Source organism: Arthrobacter sp. GMC3 (genome assembly GCF_002929305.1).
GTDB lineage: Bacteria > Actinomycetota > Actinomycetes > Actinomycetales > Micrococcaceae > Specibacter.
Genome location: NZ_PJIO01000014.1, coordinates 19,367 through 37,062, shown reverse-complemented (window position 1 = coordinate 37,062; position 17,696 = coordinate 19,367). Strand labels below are relative to the sequence as shown.

The following is a 17,696-nucleotide window of genomic DNA, read 5'->3' as shown; positions in this document are numbered from 1 at the left end:
CCATGCCTGGCACGGAATATTTAGCCGTGAAGTACTTCCCGCAAGAACGTCGCCGTGTAGCTGACATCGCTCTTGGCGACCTTCTCTGGTGTCCCGGTTGCGATGACCTGCCCGCCTCCCGTGCCGCCGTCGGGCCCCAGGTCCACAATCCAGTCGGCAGTCTTGATGACATCCAGGTTGTGCTCGATGACGATGACAGTGTTGCCCTTCTCCACCAGGCCCTGCAATACGAGCAGAAGCTTGCGGATATCCTCAAAGTGAAGGCCAGTGGTGGGCTCATCCAGCACGTAGATGCTGCGGCCGTTCGAGCGTTTTTGCAGTTCCGCGGCCAGTTTCACTCGTTGTGCCTCGCCGCCGGACAGTGTTGTGGAGGCCTGCCCGAGCCTGACGTAGCCCAGTCCGACGTCGACCAGCGTTCGCAGGTGCCGGGCGATCGGCGTGAAAGCTGCAAAGAAGTCGGCACCTTCTTCGATGGGCATGTTCAGCACATCGGCGATCGACTTTCCCTTGTAGTGAACTTCGAGGGTTTCGCGGTTGTAGCGGGCACCGTGGCACACTTCGCACGGAACGTAGACGTCAGGCAGGAAGTTCATTTCGATCTTCAGCGTGCCGTCGCCCGTGCATGCCTCGCAACGGCCGCCCTTGACGTTGAAGGAGAAACGGCCCGGCTGGTAGCCGCGCATTTTGGCTTCATTGGTCTCGGCAAAAAGCTTGCGAATGTTGTCAAAGACGCCGGTGTAGGTGGCAGGGTTGGAGCGCGGCGTGCGCCCAATGGGGCTCTGGTCAACGTGCACCACCTTGTCCAGGTGCTCCAGACCATCCACGCGCAGGTGGCGGCCGGCCACCTGCTTGGCGCCGTTGAGCTTGTTGGCCAGCACCTTGTACAAGATCTCGTTGACCAGGGTGGACTTGCCCGAGCCGCTGACGCCTGTAACAGCTGTCAGCACGCCTAGGGGGAAGGCCACGTCAACATTGTGCAGGTTGTTTTCCTTGGCCCCGATCACCTTGAGCTCACGGGATTTGTCATACTTGCGGCGTTTGGCGGGTACGGCTATCTTCTTGCGCCCGGAAAGGTAGTCGCCTGTAAGTGAGTTGGTGTTCGCCAGCAGGCCCGCAACGGAACCGGAGTGGACCACCTGTCCGCCATGCTCACCGGCCCCGGGGCCAATGTCGACAATCCAGTCTGCTTCGTTGATGGTGTCTTCGTCGTGTTCGACCACGATCAGGGTGTTGCCGAGGTCGCGAAGCCGTGTGAGGGTCTCGATGAGTCGGCGGTTGTCGCGTTGGTGCAGGCCGATGGAGGGCTCATCCAGGACGTACAGCACGCCCACCAGACCCGAGCCGATCTGGGTGGCCAGGCGGATGCGCTGAGCCTCGCCGCCGGAGAGCGTGGCTGAGGCCCGTTCCAGGCTGAGGTATTCCAGCCCGACGTCGAGCAGGAACCGCAGGCGGGCCTGGATCTCCTTCAGGACCTGGCTGGCGATTTGGGCCTCGCGACCGGTCAGCACCAGGTTGGAGAGGAACTCGAAGCAGTCGCGCATCGACAACGCACAGACCTCGGCGATGGATTTGCTGTTGATGAGCACAGACAGTGACGCCGGGTTCAGGCGTGCACCCCCGCAGGCGGGGCAGGGAATCTGGCGCATGTACTCTTCGTACCTGTCGCGCGCGGAGTCCGATTCCGTCTCGATGTGCTTGCGTTGAATGTACTGAACGGCACCCTCGAATCCGGTGCTGTACTTGCGCTCCCGGCCGAACCTGTTTTTGTACTGCACCACAACCTTGTGGTCCTTGCCGTACAGGATTGCCTGCCGGGATTCAGTGCTCAGCTTGTTCCAGGAATCGTCAAGACTGAAGCCCAACTCATCAGCCAGGCCCTCCAGCAGCCTGTTCCAGTATTCGGTGGTGGCTGTTCCCAGCGACCACGGGGCAATGGCACCGTCGCGCAGGGACAGGAAGGGATTGGGGACAACCAGTTCCTCGTCGACCTCAAGTTTGGTGCCAATACCACTGCACGCACTGCAGGCGCCGAAGGGGTTGTTGAAGGAGAAGGAGCGTGGCTCAATTTCGTCAATGGCCAGTGGGTGCTCGTTGGGGCACGCAAGGTTTTCCGAGAATGAACGGATGCGCGCGTCGTCGTCTACTTCCAGATCCACCAGCTCGGCCAGGACACGGCCCTCGGCCAAACCCAGGGCGGTCTCCACAGAGTCGGTGAGACGCTGCTGGATACCGTCCTTGACTACCAGCCGATCAACCACCACTTCGATGGTGTGCTTGAACGTCTTCTTCAGTTTGGGCGGATCGGAAAGCTGGACCTGCTCACCGTCAACCTTTGCACGGGAGTAGCCCTTGGCCGTGAGTTCACGGAAAAGCTCCACGAACTCACCCTTGCGCTCCCGCACGACGGGGGCCAGTATCTGAAAGCGCGTACCCTCGGGCATTTCCAACAGCTGGTCAACGATTTGCTGCGGCGTCTGCTTGGCAATGGGCTCCCCACAGACGGGGCAGTGCGGCGTACCCACACGGGCCCAGAGCAGGCGCATGTAGTCGTAAATTTCGGTGATGGTTCCCACCGTGGAGCGAGGGTTCTTTGAGGTCGACTTTTGGTCAATCGAAACTGCCGGGGAAAGCCCCTCAATGAAGTCGACGTCGGGCTTGTCCACCTGCCCCAGGAACTGCCGGGCGTAGGCGGACAGGGATTCCACGTAGCGGCGCTGCCCCTCGGCAAAGATCGTGTCGAAGGCGAGGGAGGACTTGCCCGATCCTGACAGCCCCGTGAACACGATCATGGCGTCCCGGGGAAGATCCAGGTCCACGTTGCGCAAGTTGTGTTCGCGGGCACCCTTCACGATCAGGCGCGAGAGGTCCGGGCGCGGCACAGCAGATTCTGGTGAGGCAGACTTGGGCATTATTTCCTTCAAAGTACTGTCCAAAATTGGACGCGATGGTGCACCAACAGTTACAAGTATAGTCGAAACTTTGTTCGAACACACCGGAGAGGACACATATTCTCAAGCTAGCGGCTGGAGCCACGTTCGAGTGCCGCAGCCGCAATAGCAAGGGCCTTGGGGACGGGAACCCCCAGTTCATGTGCGATCTGCGCGAACGCCTCCGCAGCGTCCGCCACCTTGGCCTCAATGACGTCCCCACCGGAGGCGATGGAGGTTCCACTGCGCCCGGCTGTGAGAACAATCCCGGCCTGTTCCAGTTCCCGGTAGGCTCGGGCAACAGTGTTGGCAGCGACCCCCAAATCCGTGGCCAGGGACCGCACCGATGGCAATTTTGCCCCGATCGCCAGGGTACCGGCGGCCGCCAGATCCAGGATGCGCAAACGAATTTGCTCATAGGGCGGCACAGTGGACTCGGTTTCCAGTTTCCATTTGCGCACTATGGTCTCGGTTACGCTCATGCCTGGCTCGCTTCCTCCACCAATGGATCACCAAATTGGCTCATGTATAGATCGTAGTAGAAAGTCCTCTGCGTCAGCAGTTCCTCGTGGGTTCCTTGTTCAATGATCTGTCCGTCGCGCATGACAAGGATCAGGTCGGCGTCACGAATGGTGGAGAGGCGGTGCGCAATAACAAAACTTGTTCTGCCCTGCCGTAGCCGGTTCATGGCCTGGCGGATCATGACTTCTGTACGGGTATCGACCGAGCTGGTCGCCTCATCGAGAATCAGGATGCCGGGATTGGCAATCCAGGCCCGGGCAATGGTCATCAGCTGGCGTTGTCCCTGGCTCAACCCGCCGCCGTCGTCGGTGAGAACGGTGTCGTAGCCGTCCGGCAGCGACCGCACGAAGTGGTCAACGTGGGTTGCCTCCGCGGCGGCGATGATCTCCTCCTCGGTGGCACCCAACTTGCCATAGGCCAGGTTTTCACGGATGGTCCCGCCAAACAGCCATGCGTCCTGGAGGACCATGCCGAATTGGCGGCGCAAGTCATCACGGGTGAGTTCGGCGGTGTTCACGCCGTCGATAGTGATCTTGCCGGAGTCAATTTCATAGAAACGCATGAGCAGGTTCACAAGCGTCGTCTTGCCGGCACCTGTGGGACCCACAATGGCCACCGTTTCACCGGGCTCGGCCACGAGGGAGAGATCCTTGATGAGCGGTTCGCCAGCCTTGTAGCTAAAGTTCACGTGGTCGAAAACGACCAGACCTTTGGTGTCTGTCAATTTGGCTGGGGGAACATGGTCGGGGCTTTGTTCCTTGGCATCGATCAGCTCGAACACGCGCTCGGCGGAGGCAACGCCGGACTGTAGCAAATTGATCATGCTGCCGATCTGTGCCATGGGCTGGCTGAACTGCCGCGAGTACTGCACAAAAGCCTGCACGCTACCGATGGTCAGTACCCCGGAGGCTACCTGGATACCGCCGAGGACGGCCACCACCACATAGTTCAAGTTCGAGATGAAGTTCATGCTGGGCATGATGATGCCGGAGATGAACTGGGCTTTGGCGCTGGATACGTACAGTTCGTCGTTGGAGACCTTGAATTTATCAATGGCCGCCTGCTGCTGCCCGAATGCCTTGACAATTTCGTGTCCGGTGAACATTTCCTCCACGTGGCCGTTTAGATCACCGGTCGACTTCCACTGGAGCATGAACTGTACGCGAGAGCGTTTGGCAATCACCACAGTAATCAGGGCGATGATGGGCACCGTCACCAAGGAGATGACCGCCAACAACGGCGAGATGGAGAACATCATGCCCAAAACACCGCCAACTGTCAGGACGGCGATCAGCAGCTGGGTCAGTGTTTGGTTCAGCGTTTGGGAGAAGTTGTCGATGTCGTTGGTGACCCGCGACAGCACATCTCCGCGGGATTCCTGCTGGAAGTGTGACATCGGCAGACGGTCAAGCTTTTCCTCGATCTGCGCCCGCAGCCTGTACATGGCCCGCTGCACAATTCCCGTGGTGATGTAGCCCTGGGCCCAATTGAAGAAGAACGCCACAATGTAGAGGCCCAACACGATCATCAGCACGGCGCCCAGTGCGTTCAAGTCCAAACCCTGCCCGGGCACCACGTTCATCCCCGACAACATGTCGGCCACCTGGCCCTGGCCGCTGGCACGCAGCGCCGCCACAGCTTCTGCCTTGGTGGTGCCAGCGGGGAAACTCTTGAGCATCTGACCCACGACGCCGTCAAAAATGATGTCTGTTGCGTGCCCCAGAATCTTGGGAGCGACTACGGATAGCCCAACTGAGACCGCCGCCAGGAAAACCACCCAGGTGACGCGCAGTTTGTCGGGGCCCATGAGTCCGAGGATGCGTTTGATGCTGGGACCAAAAGACATCGGTTTTTGCGGCGGGCCTCCCCCACCCCTCATCATGCTCATGCTGACTGCTCCTGCTCTTCTTCGGTCATCTGAGACGTCACAATTTCCTGGTAGGTCGGGCACGTCAGCAAGAGTTGATCATGCGTTCCCTGGCCAACTAGTTTGCCCTCATCGAGGACCAGAATGTTATCGGCGTGCCGGATGGTGCCCACTCGCTGGGCGACCACCAGGACGGCTGCATCTGTGGTGACAGGTTTCAAGGCCGCCCGCAATTTGGCGTCGGTGGCGTAATCCAGGGCTGAGAAGCTGTCGTCAAAGAGGTACACGGACGGGTTGGCAACCACGGCCCTGGCAATGCACAGGCGTTGGCGCTGCCCACCGGAAACGTTGGAACCGCTCTGCTCAATCGTGGCGTCGAGTCCCCCGGGCATTTCCCGGACGAAGTCGGCGGCTTGGGCTACTTCAAGGGCAGCCCACACCTGCTCGTCGGTGGCATTGGCGTTGCCCATGCGGATGTTGGAGGCCACAGTTCCGGAGAAAAGATAGGCCTTTTGCGGCACCAAGCCGATTGAACTTCGCAGCGACGTCAGGGTGACATTTTTGATGTCATGACCGCCGAGGTGAATTTCCCCCACCGTGGAATCGAGAAGCCGCGGTATGAGGTTCACGAGCGTCGATTTCCCGCTACCGGTGGATCCAATAATGGCCGTCATGGTTCCCGGAGCGGCCGTAAAGCTGACCCCCGACAGTACGGGATCTTGCGCGCCGGGGTATTTGAACGTCGCACCCTGCACGCGTAGGTGACCATCCAGGTGGGCAATCTCCAGGGAATCCGGGGTGTCCACCACTGATGGTTCGGTGTCCAGGACTTCTTGGATGCGCTCCGCGCTGACGGCTGCACGGGGGATCATCATGAACATGAACATGGCCATCATGACGGACATGAGAATCTGCATGATGTAGCTCAGGAACGCCGTCAACGCACCGATTTGCATGTGCCCGGCGTCGATCCTCTGGCCACCAAACCACAGAACACCCACACTGGTCACGTTAACCACAAAGAAGATGGTGGGGAACATCAGCGAAAGGAGCCGCCCGGCCCGCAGCTGGGAGGCAGTCAACGCCCCGTTGGCCGTGGCAAAGCGTTCGGCCTCATAGTCGCGGCGTACGAACGCGCGGATGACGCTGATACCGGTAATCTGTTCGCGCAGCACCCCGTTGATGTCATCGAGCTGGTGCTGGACCTTGCGGAACGTGGGGACCAAAACTCGCACGATCAACGCGATGGCAATAATCAGTACCGGCAAGATCACCAGCAGCAGTCCCGAAAGCGGCACATCCTGCCGCATGGCCAGAATGATTCCACCAATGCACATGATGGGTGCCATAACCATCATGGTGAAGGACATGAGGGTCAGCATCTGAACTTGCTGGACATCGTTAGTTGTCCGGGTGATCAGGGACGGGGCACCAATGATGCCAACCTCTTGCGCCGAAAAGGTTTCGACCTTGTCAAAGAGGTCCCGCCTGATTTGCCGACCAACCCCCATGGCTAGCCGGGCACTGAGGAAAGTGGCGGCGATAGCGCACACCACCTGCCCTGCGGTAATGATGAGCATCCACATGCCGAGGGAGTAGATGGTGCCAATGTCGCCCTTGACCACGCCGTCGTCGATGATGTCGGCGTTGAGGGTGGGCAGGTACAAGGTGGCAATCGTGGAGATGAACTGCAGCACCACAATCATGATCAACGGGCCCTTGTGGGGCGCCAAATTTCGCGCTATCAAGCGATACAGCACGGCTACTCCTCTTGTGTGGCGCACTTGTTCGAACAGCTAACAAGCTACTCCTATAACTACACCCTTGTCAGCGGGATTTTTCCCACGGCGGAATAGTCTGTGAACGCCTCCATTCTGGTCTCCGCTCCAGCCCATTTCAGGGATGCTCGACGGCGGGTCCTAACCGTAAAGTTCGAAGCTGACAGTTCCCCCGGCGGTCACCATGGCGATCTGCCGGCTCGCCTGCTCCTGGACCGGGTCGTCACTGAGCGCGGCAAGGTACTCCCGGTGTTCGGCCAGGGACTCCACCGCTTTGGCGATGCTCTCCTCGCTCACCGGCTGCCCATGGGTGGGGTTCGGTGAACTGACCGCCACCCACCGCACCTTGTGACGCGGCAATCCCGCTCCCAGCAGATCGGGGAAGATCCAGTCGTTATCTGCATCGCCGACGGCGTCAAGGACTGCCCGGCCTACCGCCCGGTGATCGGCACTGTTCCACCGGCCCGGCCCCCAATGGTCGCGGTGGTTCAGAGTCAGTACCAGCTGGGGTTTGACCCGGCGGATGTGGCGGGCGAAATCCTCCCGGAGTGCCAGCCCCTCCTGGATGCGCCCGTCCGGGTGGTCAAGGAACACCAGATCTGTGACCCCCACCCGTGCACAGGCGTTAGCCTGCTCCCGGGCACGCAAGGGACCCGATTGCGCTGGTGGCAGGCCCGCGATGCCTGCCTCACCCCTGGTGGCCAAGAGGTAGTGGACCTCCTTGCCCTCGGCAACCCATTGAGCAACGGCGGCCGCCATTCCATATTCGGGGTCGTCGGGGTGGGCAACAATCACCAGGGCACGCTGCCAGTCCTGCGGAAAATTTTCCATTGTTCATCCTTTGCCTAGTTCTTGGCCGCCACCATGAAGATGCGCCTGAATTCGAAGATGGTGCCAAACTCGCCGCGAGGGTAGGCCGCATCCAGTAGCAACGAATACTGGGCCTCAAAGTCCTGCCCGTCCGCCTCGCTGAGAGCAGCAAGGACGGGACGCAGCCCGGTGCCGCGCACCCAGTCCAGCACAGGTGTCTCCCCCGCTAGCAGTTGGCTGTAGGTGGTCTCCCACACATCGGCTGTTGCACCCGATTGGAGCAAGAGTTCATGGTACTGGCCGGGCTCGCCCACGGCGTCGCCGTGCCGCAGTACCCCGTCAAGGCGTTTGCGCCAGGGAGCCGATTCCGCCAGTTCACGCATCAATTTGTGCGATGGCGCCCCAAAGTTCGCGGGCACCTGGACGGCCAGCCAGGCCCCTGAGTGCATGCCGGCCAGCCAACCGGAGATGAGTTCCTGATGCCCTGGCACCCACTGCAGTGCGGCGTTGGACACCACCACGTCAGTGTCCTGCGCCGGGCGCCAGGATCGAATGTCGGCGACAGAGAAGGTGAGGCTTCCGCCGGCGCTGCCGCCGTCGTGCTGTGAGGATGCCGCGGCCGCCACCATCTCCGGAGAGTTGTCCAGCCCCAGTACCTTGGCCGCCGGCCAACGTTGCGCCAAGGTGGCTGTGAGGTTTCCGGGTCCGCAGCCCAAATCGACCACACCAACTGGCGCGGCTGCGGCCACGCGGGAGGTCAAATCGAAGAACGGCCTATCCCTGTAATCGCCAAATTCAACGTACTTCGCCGGGTCCCAGCGAAACTGGTTCTCTGCCATGGCGTTATCCTCCCACAGGCGTCGCCCGTAGACTGGGGAGACCATGAATCTTCTTGAACAACTCTCCGCCCTTGACCCCAAAACTTCCAGCGATGACGACGTCTTAGAGGCGTTTTTGGAATGGACCATGGACCGAGGGCTTGAGCTATACCCGGCGCAAGAGGACGCGGCCATGGAACTGGTCAGCGGCAACAACGTGATCCTGTCCACCCCCACGGGTTCGGGCAAGTCACTGGTGGCGATCGCGGCGCACTTCAACGCCATGGCGCGCGGCGCCTCAAGCTATTACACGGCCCCCATCAAAGCACTAGTTTCGGAGAAGTTCTTCGCGCTGTGTGAGATCTTTGGCGCGGAAAACGTTGGCATGATCACCGGCGACTCCTCCGTGAATCAGGACGCCCCGATCATTTGCTGCACGGCCGAAATCCTGGCCAACATTGCCCTGCGTGAGGGCGAGAACGCCGATGTGGGCGTGGTCATCATGGATGAGTTCCACTACTACTCCGACCCGCAACGTGGCTGGGCGTGGCAGTTGCCGCTCTTGGAATTGCCGCAGTCCCAGTTCCTGCTGATGAGCGCCACTTTAGGCGAGGTCAACCGTTTTGAAAGCGAGCTCACGGAGCTGACGAACCGGGTCACCACCACCGTTTCCTCCGCTGTCCGTCCCATCCCGTTGCACTACTACTACGTGACCACGGGCGTGCATGAGACTCTTGAGGAACTGCTGGCCACCAAACAGGTACCCGTTTACGTGGTGCACTTCAGCCAGGCCGAGGCCATCGACAGGGCCCAGAACCTGATGAGCATCAACGTCTGTACGCGTGAAGAGAAGGACAAAATCGGGGAGCTGATCGCCGGTTTCCGTTTCTCCGCCGGCTTCGGCAAAACCCTGAACCGGCTGGTTCGCCACGGCATCGGCGTCCACCACGCAGGCATGCTGCCCAAATACCGCCGCCTCGTTGAGCAGCTGGCCCAGGCAGGCCTGTTGAAAGTCATTTGCGGCACCGACACCCTCGGCGTGGGCATCAACGTGCCCATCCGTACCGTGCTGCTGACGGCGCTGAGCAAGTACGACGGCGTCAAGACCCGCGTTTTGCAGGTGCGCGAGTTCCAACAAATCGCCGGGCGTGCCGGGCGTGCCGGCTACGACACTGCCGGGACCGTGATTGTGCAGGCACCTGACCACGTCATCGAGAACACGAAGGCGATGGCCAAGGCCGTGGCCAAGTTTGGTGACGACCAAAAGAAACTCCGCCAGGTAGTGAAGAAGAAGCCAATGCAGGGCTTCGTCAGCTGGGGTGAGCCCACCTTCACCCGGTTGAGCGAATCCGTACCTGAGCCGCTGACCTCCAGTTTCACCGTCACTCACGCCATGTTGCTGAACCTGCTAGAACGCCCCGGCGATCCCTTCCAGGCAGCCCGAAAATTGCTGACGGAAAACCACGAATCCCCTGCGGCGCAGCGCCGGCTGATCCGCAAGGCGTTGGGTATCTACCGGGAACTGCTGGCCGCCGGCATTGTGGAGCGCATCCCCGAGGATGAGTTGGAAAGTGACGGCCGCACCGTACGGCTCACCATGCACCTGCAGATGAACTTTGCTTTGAACCAGCCGTTGTCCCCCTTTGCCCTTGCGGCGTTGGAATTGCTGGATCCGGAAGCTCCCAGCTACTCCCTGGATGTCATCTCCGTCATCGAGTCCACTTTGGAGAAGCCGCGGCAGATTCTCTCCGCGCAGCTCAAACGTGCCCGCACCGAGAAGGTTGCAGCCATGAAGAGTGAGGGGATCGAGTATGACGAGCGCATGGCGATCCTGGATGAAACCACGTACCCGATGCCGCTTTCGGAGATGCTCTTTGAGGCGTTTGAGGTGTACCGAAAGGCTGCCCCGTGGGTTGGCGACTTTGAACTGAGCCCGAAGTCGATCATCCGCGATCTGTACGAGCGGGCCATGAACTTTGGCGAGTACGTCCAGTACTACTCCCTGGCTCGTTCCGAAGGCATTGTGCTGCGCTACCTCACGGACGCGTACAAGGCGCTGCGCCAGACGGTCCCGCAGGATGCCCTGCGCGAGGATTTGGTGGACATCGTCTCCTGGCTGGGCGAGCTGGTCCGCCAGGTTGACTCCAGCCTGCTGGATGAGTGGGAGAAAATGACAAATGGTGAGGACTCGGATCTGGCCGTTGAATCTGCTGTGCCTCCTGCCCCGCCACGCCTGACGGATAACCACCGCGCCTTTAGGGTCATGGTCCGCAATGAGATGTTCCGCCGCGTTGAGCTGGCGGCCGACGACGACTTTGAGGCGTTGGGAGAGCTCGACGGCGATCATGGCTTCAGTGCCGACCGTTGGGCCGACGCTCTGGACACGTACTGGGACGAGCACGAGTTCATCGAGTCCGGTCCTGCCGCCCGCGGCCCGGCATTGCTGCAGATCACCGAAGGCGCCGACTCCTGGAAGGTACGTCAGATAATTGACGATCCCGAGGGCAACCACGACTGGTCCATCACCGCCACGGTGGACCTGGAAGCGTCGAATGAGGCCGGTTCGGCTGTGGTGACGATCCTAGACTTCAGCCGAATGTAGGAGTGGCGCCGCCAACTCGGGGGCCCATGAGCCGATAAGCTCGTTTCATGAGTCTTATCCGCACCGCTGTGCCCGCCGATGTTCCCGCCATCCTTGGCATGATCCACGACCTTGCCGTGTATGAGAAAGAGCCCGACGCCGTCAAAAACACGGTGGAAATGCTCCACAGAAATCTCTTTGGTGAGAACCCGCAGATTTTTGCTCACGTCGTGGACAGCCCGGTGGCCGGTGAACCGATCGTTGGCTTCGCCCTGTGGTTCCTGAACTATTCAACGTGGGAAGGCACCCTCGGCATCCACCTCGAGGACCTGTATGTGCGCCCCGAAACCCGCGGCGGCGGGCACGGAAAGGCGCTGCTGCGCACCCTGGCCCAAATTGCCGTGGAGCGCGGCTACGCCCGCGTTGAATGGAGCGTTTTGGACTGGAATCAGTCGGCCATCAATTTCTACAAATCCCTGGGCGCGGCCCCGATGGATGGTTGGCATGTGTTCCGTCTGGACGGCTCCGAACTGGGGGCTTTTGGGGCCCCTGCCCTTGATTCCGCCGCCGAATCCGTACAGGCCACATCGTGAGCGACAGCGGGGCATACCTCATCCGTGGTGTGGGCATGCGCGACCACTGGTTCCAGGCTCCCCTGAACCATGCCGACCCTGCCGGGCCTGAGATCACGCTGTACGCCCGGGAACTTTTTGACCCCAAGCAGCCGGGCGGCGAGCAGTTGCCGTGGCTGCTGTTCTTGCAGGGCGGCCCGGGAGGCCGCGGTAACAGGCCGCTGGGTATGAGTGGTTGGCTGGCCGAGGCCCTGAAAAGTTTCCGGGTGCTGATGCTTGACCAGCGCGGGACGGGTCTGTCAACACCTGCCAACAGGCAGAGTCTTCCGCTGGTCGGTGACACCAAGGCCCAGGCCGACTATCTGGCCCACTTCCGAGCTACGGACATTGTGGCCGACGCCGAACTGATCCGCCGCGCCCTAGGCTCGGCACCGTGGTCTATTTTTGGCCAAAGCTACGGCGGATTCTGCGCCCTGAGCTACCTGTCCTTTGCCCCCGAGGGCCTGAAGGAAGTGCTCATCACCGGCGGCCTCGGTCCCCTAACCGGCCCCGCCGACCAGGTGTACGAGGCAACATTCGCCCGACTCGTGGCCCGCAATGCCGAGTACTTTGCCCGCTACCCGCAGGACCGACCACTTGTCACCAGGATCATGCGCCACGTGGTCTCCGCCTCGGAGTTTCTCCCGACGGGTGAGCGCCTAACCCCTGAGCGCATCCAAATGTTGGGCAACTACTTTGGCGGAAACACCCGCATCGATGCCCTCCACTACCTTCTAGAAGATGCCTTCGTTCCAACGCCCGACGGCGACAGGCTCTCCGACGGCTTCCTTGCCCAGGTTTCGGCCCAGGTCAGTCGTGCGGCCAATCCCCTGTACGCGCTCATGCACGAGTCAATCTATGTCCAGGGCGAAGCCAGCAACTGGGCCGCCTCCCGCGTCCTGGCCGATCACCCGGCCTTCCATCCGGATGAGGCGGAACCGCTGCTGACCGGTGAAGCCGTGTACCCCTGGTACTTCGAGCAGGATCCTGCCCTGGTTCCGCTACGCGAGTTGGCGGAGTTGCTGGCGAGCCGTACCGCAGGATGGGATGCGCTCTACGATCTGGACCAGTTGGGCCGCAACACGGTACCCGTGGCCGCCGCCGTCTATTCGGAGGACATTTACGTGGACAGGGACATTTCTCTGGCGACGGCAGCCGCCGTTGCGGGCCTGCAGGTGTGGGAGACCGACGACTACCACCATGACGGCATCGCCGACGACGGTGAGCGTATCTTCGCCCGCCTCCTGGGAAAGGTTCGCACACCGAAGGCGTAAGGACACCGCTCTCTGGACCGTCCTGGCCCTAGCTCCCCCCGGCCCCGTGACACCGGGCGCGATCTTCCAGCCAGTAGGGTGGCCAGGTAGCGGTGCGGGTTTCGAGCACGAAATGCCCCGCCTAGAACTTGCCGTAATGCCTCGGCGTTGGCACCCGTTGCGTTCAGCGCTGCCTGAGCCCGCGTTTGTCGCAGTGTTTCTTCGCCAGCAAGGAAAACCCGGCCCACCCTGTACTTTTCGGATAGGCGACTGTTGCCCACCGTTGAGCGCATCCACTGCCCGTCACCGATGGGAAGATCCATTCCCACGACGCGTTTGATACTGGCCCGCATCTCCGCCCACGTGATCTGTGCCGTCGGTTCCTGGGTTCCCCGGGGCTCTTGAGTGCTGAGAATATACAGGTCCTTCGGCGCACTCCTATCCAGCTCCGATGCGCGGCCGATCGTCAGAACACCTGCCGCTGTGTGGTTGGGTTGGAACAACTTCAGGCTCAGCCCACCGGGAAATTCCATGGCATTCTTGGTTTCACGAAAGGCTCCAGCTGGGATCCGCACCTTCAAGAGTCGCCATCCCCTCAGGGCCCACGGTGTCCAAGCACGGTCACGATGTCTCCCACCAAACCGTTGCCCTTGGGCATCGCGCTGGGCTACCGCCATTCTCACACCCGCCTAAGCGCTGAACACCACTTCATTGGTGTCCTGAACGCTTGCGGTGCGGCCCGGAGCGCGTTGGTACTGCCAGTAAAGATTGGTGTGCGCAATGAGTTGTTCCGGCACTGGAACACCCATTTCGCTCAAGTCCGAGGTGGTATGGGCGTCACTGACAAGAGTCACGTCATACCCGCGGGTAAACGCACCGTGGATGGTGGATCGGATGCAGGCATCAGTTTGCGCTCCAGCGACCACTACGTGCCCGACGCCGGCCTGGGCCAGAATCTCCTCTAACGTGGTGTCCTCAAAGGAATCTCCGAACGTCTTGAGCACCAACGGTTCAGATTCCGCCCGGACCAGTTCGGAAACGTACTCCCAGCCGGAACTCCCCAGCACCAGGCCGTCGTCGGAATGCTGAATCCAAACAACCGCAGCCCCTGCCGATCGTGCCTTGTCCACCAGGGTATTGATGTTGGCGATGACGTCGTCGCGCCGATAGGCGTCGGAAACAACATCCTGCTGGACATCAACCACCAGCAGGGCGGAATTGGGTCGGTCTTCAAGCGTCGTCATGGAGCACTCCTTGGCTACTGTGGGACGTACATTTTCCTGCTGTAATTCTAGGCCCCGGCACCGACCCCGATGGTGATCTGCGAGAATTTCCAAATGACCACCCTTAGCAGTCCCTGGCTCTCCTCCAAGTCCAACTCTCACGTACTTGCGCTGGTCCAGGCGCCACCTCCCTTGTTGGCGGCGTTGGCCAGCGGTGACCATGGTGCGGCACAGGCCGAAACTGAGATTGTCATCCCTGACTATTTGGTCTCTTCCGAATGCAGCGGAACGTGGTTGCGGCGCCTGAATCAGATAGCCGATTCCCCCGGTGATGCGCCCTGGGTGACCCGCCTCATCGTGGACACCACAAACAATACTGCGGTGGGTCGCGCCGGCTTCCACGGGCCACCGGACGCCCGCGGCATGGTTGAAGTGGGTTACTCGGTGGACCCCGGCTTCCGGCGCCGCGGTTACGCGCGGGCGGCCCTGGAGATCCTGCTTCAGACGGCAGATTCCTTGCCAGAGGTCCATATTGTCCGGGCCACCATCAGCCCGGACAACCTCCCGTCGAGACATTTGGTGGAACAGTTTGGTTTCCTCGAGGTCGGTGAACAGTGGGACGAGGAGGACGGGCTTGAAATCATCTTTGAGGTCGACTCATCTGACCCGCTCATGCCAAAGGTGCGCGCGGCTCTTGGCCACCATGGCATCCTCGCCGACGTTCTCCCCTGCCCCGACGAACTCTCGGATACCGCAGCATTTTGCGCCCATTTCGGGGTTTCTCTTGAACAGTCGGCCAACGCCATTGTGGTGAGTTCGCGTAAGGTTGAGCCCTCCGTTCAGGCGCTCTGCATACTTCTCGGCACCACCCGCTTGGATGTGAATAAAAAGGTGCGCGAGCTGCTTGGTGTGCAGAGGGCATCCTTTGCCGACGCCGAACTGAGCGCCCGCGTGACGGGCATGGTCATGGGTGGCGTCACCCCGTTCGGAGTTACGGACCTGCCAATCTACGTTGACAGTGCCGTGTTGGAACAAGCCGAAGTCGTCATGGGCGGCGGCAACCGCAACAGCAAACTGCGCCTGGATCCGAGGGAGCTACACAAGCTACCCAACGTCCAGGTCATTGAAGCACTCGCGCAACGGCCCGGACCGGTTCCTGAAGCCGTCGTCGGCCTTCAGCCGTCGTAGGCAGCCTGGAGCGCTGCAATATCCAGCTTCTTCATTCCCAGCATCGCCTGAAGGGCACGCTGACTGCCTGCGGCGTCGGATCCGTTCAATACACTCCCCATCATCGAGGGAATCAGCTGCCATGACACCCCAAACCTGTCTTTGAGCCAACCGCACTGACTTTCAGTACCGCCGTCGGCCGTGAGCGCATTCCATTTGGCGTCGAGCTCGGACTGGGTATCGAAAAACAGTTCGAAGGATATTGCCTCACTGAAGGTAAATTCCGGGCCTCCATTGAGGCCACGGAAGGGCCTTCCTTCCAGCTCAAAGGCAATGGTCAGAACCTCGCCAGGACTGCCAGGCCCTCCCTCACCCCATCGAGAGACGTCGGTAATACGCGAATTATCAAACAATCCGACATAGAAGTTGGCAGCCTCTTCCGCGCGACCGTTGAACCATAGGCATGTGCCGATTCCACCCATCTAAACCACTTCCGTTCTTACCACTAGCAAATAGGGAATGCGCCTCTTGCGAAGCCTATGCTCGCCGCAACTGCCGCTTCAACGCCTACCGGCCGGTAACGTGACTCTTTAGCTTGTTGGAAGGCTTGATGGTGTTTACGGACTAAACTTTTCAGGTGACTATTGCAACTTCCCGCCCCACACCCCTGTTGACTGCCTACGCTGCCGTCCTTGACGTCGTCCTGGTGCTGGCATTTGCCGCATCCGGGCGTAGCTCCCACCAAGAATCCTTGAGCCTGGCCGGGGTGTTCAGTACCGCCTGGCCGTTCCTTGCCGCACTGGCCATCGGCTGGTTGCTGACGCGAAACTGGCACCATCCGGTGCGTTTGTGGCCCAATGGTGTCTGCATCTGGCTCATCACCGTCTCAGGTGGCATGACGTTGCGGATCCTTTCCGGCGGCACAGCGGCGTTCGCCTTTGTTGTGGTGGCCACCCTGGTTTTGGCTCTCTTCCTACTCGGCCACCGCGCCATCGCAGCAACTGTGTTGCGACGCACTCGCCAGCGCTAAGAATTGTTTCAATTGGGTTACGATCGTCACTAAGTAAATCGTTCTCTACCGCCTCACACGACAAGGAACTCACCCGTGATCACCGCTTTTGTCCTGATCAAGACCGACGCCTCAAGGATTCCCGAATCCGCCCAAGAAATTTCCGAGATTGCCGGGATCAGCGAGGTTTACTCGGTGACCGGTGAATGGGACCTGATTGCCATTGCCCGTGTTGAAAAGCATGAAGAACTCGCTGATGTGATTGCCGACAAGCTCTCCAAGGTGAAGTCTGTCGTTTCCACGACCACTCAAATTTCCTTCCGGGCCTATTCCCAGCACGATTTGGATGCTGCGTTCTCACTCGGTTTCGACCACTGAGCGTGGGGATGCAGCTGGAGATCGCTGTCCAGGACGTCCCGGGAGCGAGGCTGGCAGCACAGTACGGCGCTGATCGGATCGAACTCTGCTGTGCACTGCAGATGGGTGGTCTTACGCCGTCTGCCGGCCTCTTGAATTCGGTTCACCAGGCACACCCGGAGCTGCCGATCCACGTACTCATTCGCCCCCGCCCGGGCGACTATGTCTACGATGCCGACACCGTTGAGCTGATGAAGGCCGAAATTGCTGCCTGCCGTGACGGAGGTGCCACGGGCGTCGTCATTGGGGCGCTTACCGCGGCCGGCGCCATCGACACCGACGTCACGCAGGCTTTGATCACCGCAGCCCACGGACTTCACATCACCTTCCACCGCGCCATCGACCACCTCGATGACGCCTCCGCGATTGCCGCCGTCGCCCTGCTGGCAGACCTGGGCGTCAATCGCATCCTCAGCTCCGGCGGGGCCTCACGCGCAGGCGACGGGATCCAACGTCTTGCCGCCATGCACGACGCCGCTCAGGGGCGACTTTCGATCATGGCCGGCGGCGGTGTGGACATCACCGATTTCCCCACCTTCTTCGCGCTGGGAATCACGAACGTGCATTTGTCAGCCAAGCGGGTCATTGACCACAGCCAAGGCGAGCAGCACACCTCAGCCGCCCTGGCCGAAGACGCCAGCTACTACGCAACTGACGAGAACCTTGTCTCCCTCGCAGCCTCGACTGTCGGCGCCCTAGGCTAGCCGGCGTAC

Annotated in this window: 16 protein-coding genes; 7 read left to right on the top strand and 9 right to left on the bottom strand. The window is 60.8% G+C overall.

Annotation, left to right across the window (positions count from 1 at the left end):
* Positions 1 to 20: 20 nt before the first annotated feature.
* The 6 genes from uvrA to CXQ94_RS18005 all read right to left on the bottom strand — a co-directional run bounded on the left by uvrA (position 21) and on the right by CXQ94_RS18005 (position 8,743).
* Complete coding sequence (gene uvrA / locus CXQ94_RS18030) at positions 21 to 2,909, bottom strand: excinuclease ABC subunit UvrA (RefSeq protein ID WP_104091977.1); 2,889 nt, start codon at positions 2,907 to 2,909, stop codon at positions 21 to 23.
* A 107-nt stretch (positions 2,910 to 3,016) separates the two neighbouring features.
* On the bottom strand, positions 3,017 to 3,409 hold the full coding sequence (locus CXQ94_RS18025) for a GntR family transcriptional regulator (RefSeq protein WP_104091976.1): 393 nt from the start codon (positions 3,407 to 3,409) through the stop codon (positions 3,017 to 3,019).
* The gene (locus CXQ94_RS18020; protein WP_104091975.1) at positions 3,406 to 5,337 is read right to left on the bottom strand and encodes an ABC transporter ATP-binding protein; all 1,932 of its coding nucleotides are present in this window, start codon (positions 5,335 to 5,337) and stop codon (positions 3,406 to 3,408) included. Before CXQ94_RS18020 ends, CXQ94_RS18025 begins: the two co-directional genes overlap by 4 nt.
* Complete coding sequence (locus CXQ94_RS18015) at positions 5,334 to 7,076, bottom strand: ABC transporter ATP-binding protein (RefSeq protein ID WP_181034293.1); 1,743 nt, start codon at positions 7,074 to 7,076, stop codon at positions 5,334 to 5,336. The genes CXQ94_RS18020 and CXQ94_RS18015 overlap by 4 nt, the downstream gene beginning before the upstream one ends.
* A gap of 159 nt (positions 7,077 to 7,235) precedes the next feature.
* Positions 7,236 to 7,925: a PIG-L deacetylase family protein gene (locus tag CXQ94_RS18010; RefSeq protein ID WP_104091974.1), complete on the bottom strand. Its 690-nt coding sequence runs from the start codon at positions 7,923 to 7,925 to the stop codon at positions 7,236 to 7,238.
* 14 nt (positions 7,926 to 7,939) lie between these two features.
* On the bottom strand, positions 7,940 to 8,743 hold the full coding sequence (locus tag CXQ94_RS18005) for a trans-aconitate 2-methyltransferase (RefSeq protein WP_104092025.1): 804 nt from the start codon (positions 8,741 to 8,743) through the stop codon (positions 7,940 to 7,942).
* A 43-nt stretch (positions 8,744 to 8,786) separates the two neighbouring features.
* Between CXQ94_RS18005 and CXQ94_RS18000 the strand changes: the two genes are divergently transcribed.
* The 3 genes from CXQ94_RS18000 to CXQ94_RS17990 are packed head-to-tail and all read left to right on the top strand — an operon-like array spanning position 8,787 to position 13,188.
* Positions 8,787 to 11,324: an RNA helicase gene (locus tag CXQ94_RS18000; RefSeq protein WP_104091973.1), complete on the top strand. Its 2,538-nt coding sequence runs from the start codon at positions 8,787 to 8,789 to the stop codon at positions 11,322 to 11,324.
* A gap of 47 nt (positions 11,325 to 11,371) precedes the next feature.
* Complete coding sequence (locus CXQ94_RS17995) at positions 11,372 to 11,896, top strand: GNAT family N-acetyltransferase (RefSeq protein WP_104091972.1); 525 nt, start codon at positions 11,372 to 11,374, stop codon at positions 11,894 to 11,896.
* Positions 11,897 to 11,931: 35 nt separating this feature from the next.
* Complete coding sequence (locus CXQ94_RS17990; RefSeq protein WP_104092024.1) at positions 11,932 to 13,188, top strand: alpha/beta fold hydrolase; 1,257 nt, start codon at positions 11,932 to 11,934, stop codon at positions 13,186 to 13,188.
* On the opposite strand, the gene CXQ94_RS23360 is transcribed toward CXQ94_RS17990, so the two are convergent.
* Both CXQ94_RS23360 and CXQ94_RS17985 read right to left on the bottom strand, forming a co-directional pair.
* Positions 13,107 to 13,700: an FAD-dependent monooxygenase gene (locus CXQ94_RS23360; protein WP_181034292.1), complete on the bottom strand. Its 594-nt coding sequence runs from the start codon at positions 13,698 to 13,700 to the stop codon at positions 13,107 to 13,109. The genes CXQ94_RS17990 and CXQ94_RS23360 overlap by 82 nt on opposite strands.
* Positions 13,701 to 13,856: 156 nt before the next feature.
* Positions 13,857 to 14,411, bottom strand: coding sequence for an isochorismatase family protein (locus tag CXQ94_RS17985; RefSeq protein ID WP_104091971.1), 555 nt, complete (start codon positions 14,409 to 14,411; stop codon positions 13,857 to 13,859).
* A gap of 93 nt (positions 14,412 to 14,504) precedes the next feature.
* On the opposite strand from CXQ94_RS17985, the gene CXQ94_RS17980 reads away from it, so the two are divergent.
* Positions 14,505 to 15,578, top strand: a complete 1,074-nt coding sequence (locus tag CXQ94_RS17980) for a GNAT family N-acetyltransferase (protein ID WP_146070348.1) — start codon at positions 14,505 to 14,507, stop codon at positions 15,576 to 15,578.
* Here the strand turns inward: CXQ94_RS17980 and CXQ94_RS17975 are convergent.
* Entirely contained in the window at positions 15,566 to 16,039 is a 474-nt protein-coding gene (locus CXQ94_RS17975) for a VOC family protein (RefSeq protein ID WP_104091969.1), read from the bottom strand. The two genes, CXQ94_RS17980 and CXQ94_RS17975, sit on opposite strands and share 13 nt — an antisense overlap.
* A gap of 155 nt (positions 16,040 to 16,194) precedes the next feature.
* Here CXQ94_RS17975 and CXQ94_RS17970 point away from each other — a divergent pair, with 155 nt between their 5' ends.
* The 3 genes from CXQ94_RS17970 (at position 16,195) to CXQ94_RS17960 (ending at position 17,687) form a co-directional block, all read left to right on the top strand.
* Positions 16,195 to 16,587 (top strand): DUF3054 domain-containing protein, encoded by a 393-nt coding sequence (locus tag CXQ94_RS17970; protein ID WP_104091968.1) that lies wholly within the window; start codon positions 16,195 to 16,197, stop codon positions 16,585 to 16,587.
* Positions 16,588 to 16,662: 75 nt separating this feature from the next.
* Positions 16,663 to 16,944 carry an Lrp/AsnC family transcriptional regulator gene (locus CXQ94_RS17965; RefSeq protein WP_104091967.1) on the top strand — a complete coding sequence of 94 codons (282 nt, stop codon included), beginning with the start codon at positions 16,663 to 16,665 and terminating at the stop codon, positions 16,942 to 16,944.
* 8 nt (positions 16,945 to 16,952) lie between these two features.
* Entirely contained in the window at positions 16,953 to 17,687 is a 735-nt protein-coding gene (locus CXQ94_RS17960) for a copper homeostasis protein CutC (RefSeq protein WP_258067201.1), read from the top strand.
* The last annotated feature ends 9 nt before the right edge of the window (positions 17,688 to 17,696 follow it).

Excerpts from the sequence above, each read along its gene's own strand:
- CXQ94_RS17980 (WP_146070348.1), top strand. The coding sequence starts at position 14,505 with ATGACCACCCTTAGCAGTCCCTGGCTCTCCTCCAAGTCCAACTCTCAC.
- CXQ94_RS17990 (WP_104092024.1), top strand. The coding sequence starts at position 11,932 with ATGCGCGACCACTGGTTCCAGGCTCCCCTGAACCATGCCGACCCTGCC.
- CXQ94_RS23360 (WP_181034292.1), bottom strand. The coding sequence starts at position 13,700 with ATGGAATTTCCCGGTGGGCTGAGCCTGAAGTTGTTCCAACCCAACCAC.
- CXQ94_RS18010 (WP_104091974.1), bottom strand. The coding sequence starts at position 7,925 with ATGGAAAATTTTCCGCAGGACTGGCAGCGTGCCCTGGTGATTGTTGCC.
- uvrA (WP_104091977.1), bottom strand. The coding sequence starts at position 2,909 with ATGCCCAAGTCTGCCTCACCAGAATCTGCTGTGCCGCGCCCGGACCTC.
- CXQ94_RS17995 (WP_104091972.1), top strand. The coding sequence starts at position 11,372 with ATGAGTCTTATCCGCACCGCTGTGCCCGCCGATGTTCCCGCCATCCTT.
- CXQ94_RS18025 (WP_104091976.1), bottom strand. The coding sequence starts at position 3,409 with ATGAGCGTAACCGAGACCATAGTGCGCAAATGGAAACTGGAAACCGAG.
- CXQ94_RS17985 (WP_104091971.1), bottom strand. The coding sequence starts at position 14,411 with ATGACGACGCTTGAAGACCGACCCAATTCCGCCCTGCTGGTGGTTGAT.
- CXQ94_RS18020 (WP_104091975.1), bottom strand. The coding sequence starts at position 5,337 with ATGAGCATGATGAGGGGTGGGGGAGGCCCGCCGCAAAAACCGATGTCT.
- CXQ94_RS17975 (WP_104091969.1), bottom strand. The coding sequence starts at position 16,039 with ATGGGTGGAATCGGCACATGCCTATGGTTCAACGGTCGCGCGGAAGAG.
- CXQ94_RS17960 (WP_258067201.1), top strand. The coding sequence starts at position 16,953 with ATGCAGCTGGAGATCGCTGTCCAGGACGTCCCGGGAGCGAGGCTGGCA.
- CXQ94_RS18005 (WP_104092025.1), bottom strand. The coding sequence starts at position 8,743 with ATGGCAGAGAACCAGTTTCGCTGGGACCCGGCGAAGTACGTTGAATTT.
- CXQ94_RS18000 (WP_104091973.1), top strand. The coding sequence starts at position 8,787 with ATGAATCTTCTTGAACAACTCTCCGCCCTTGACCCCAAAACTTCCAGC.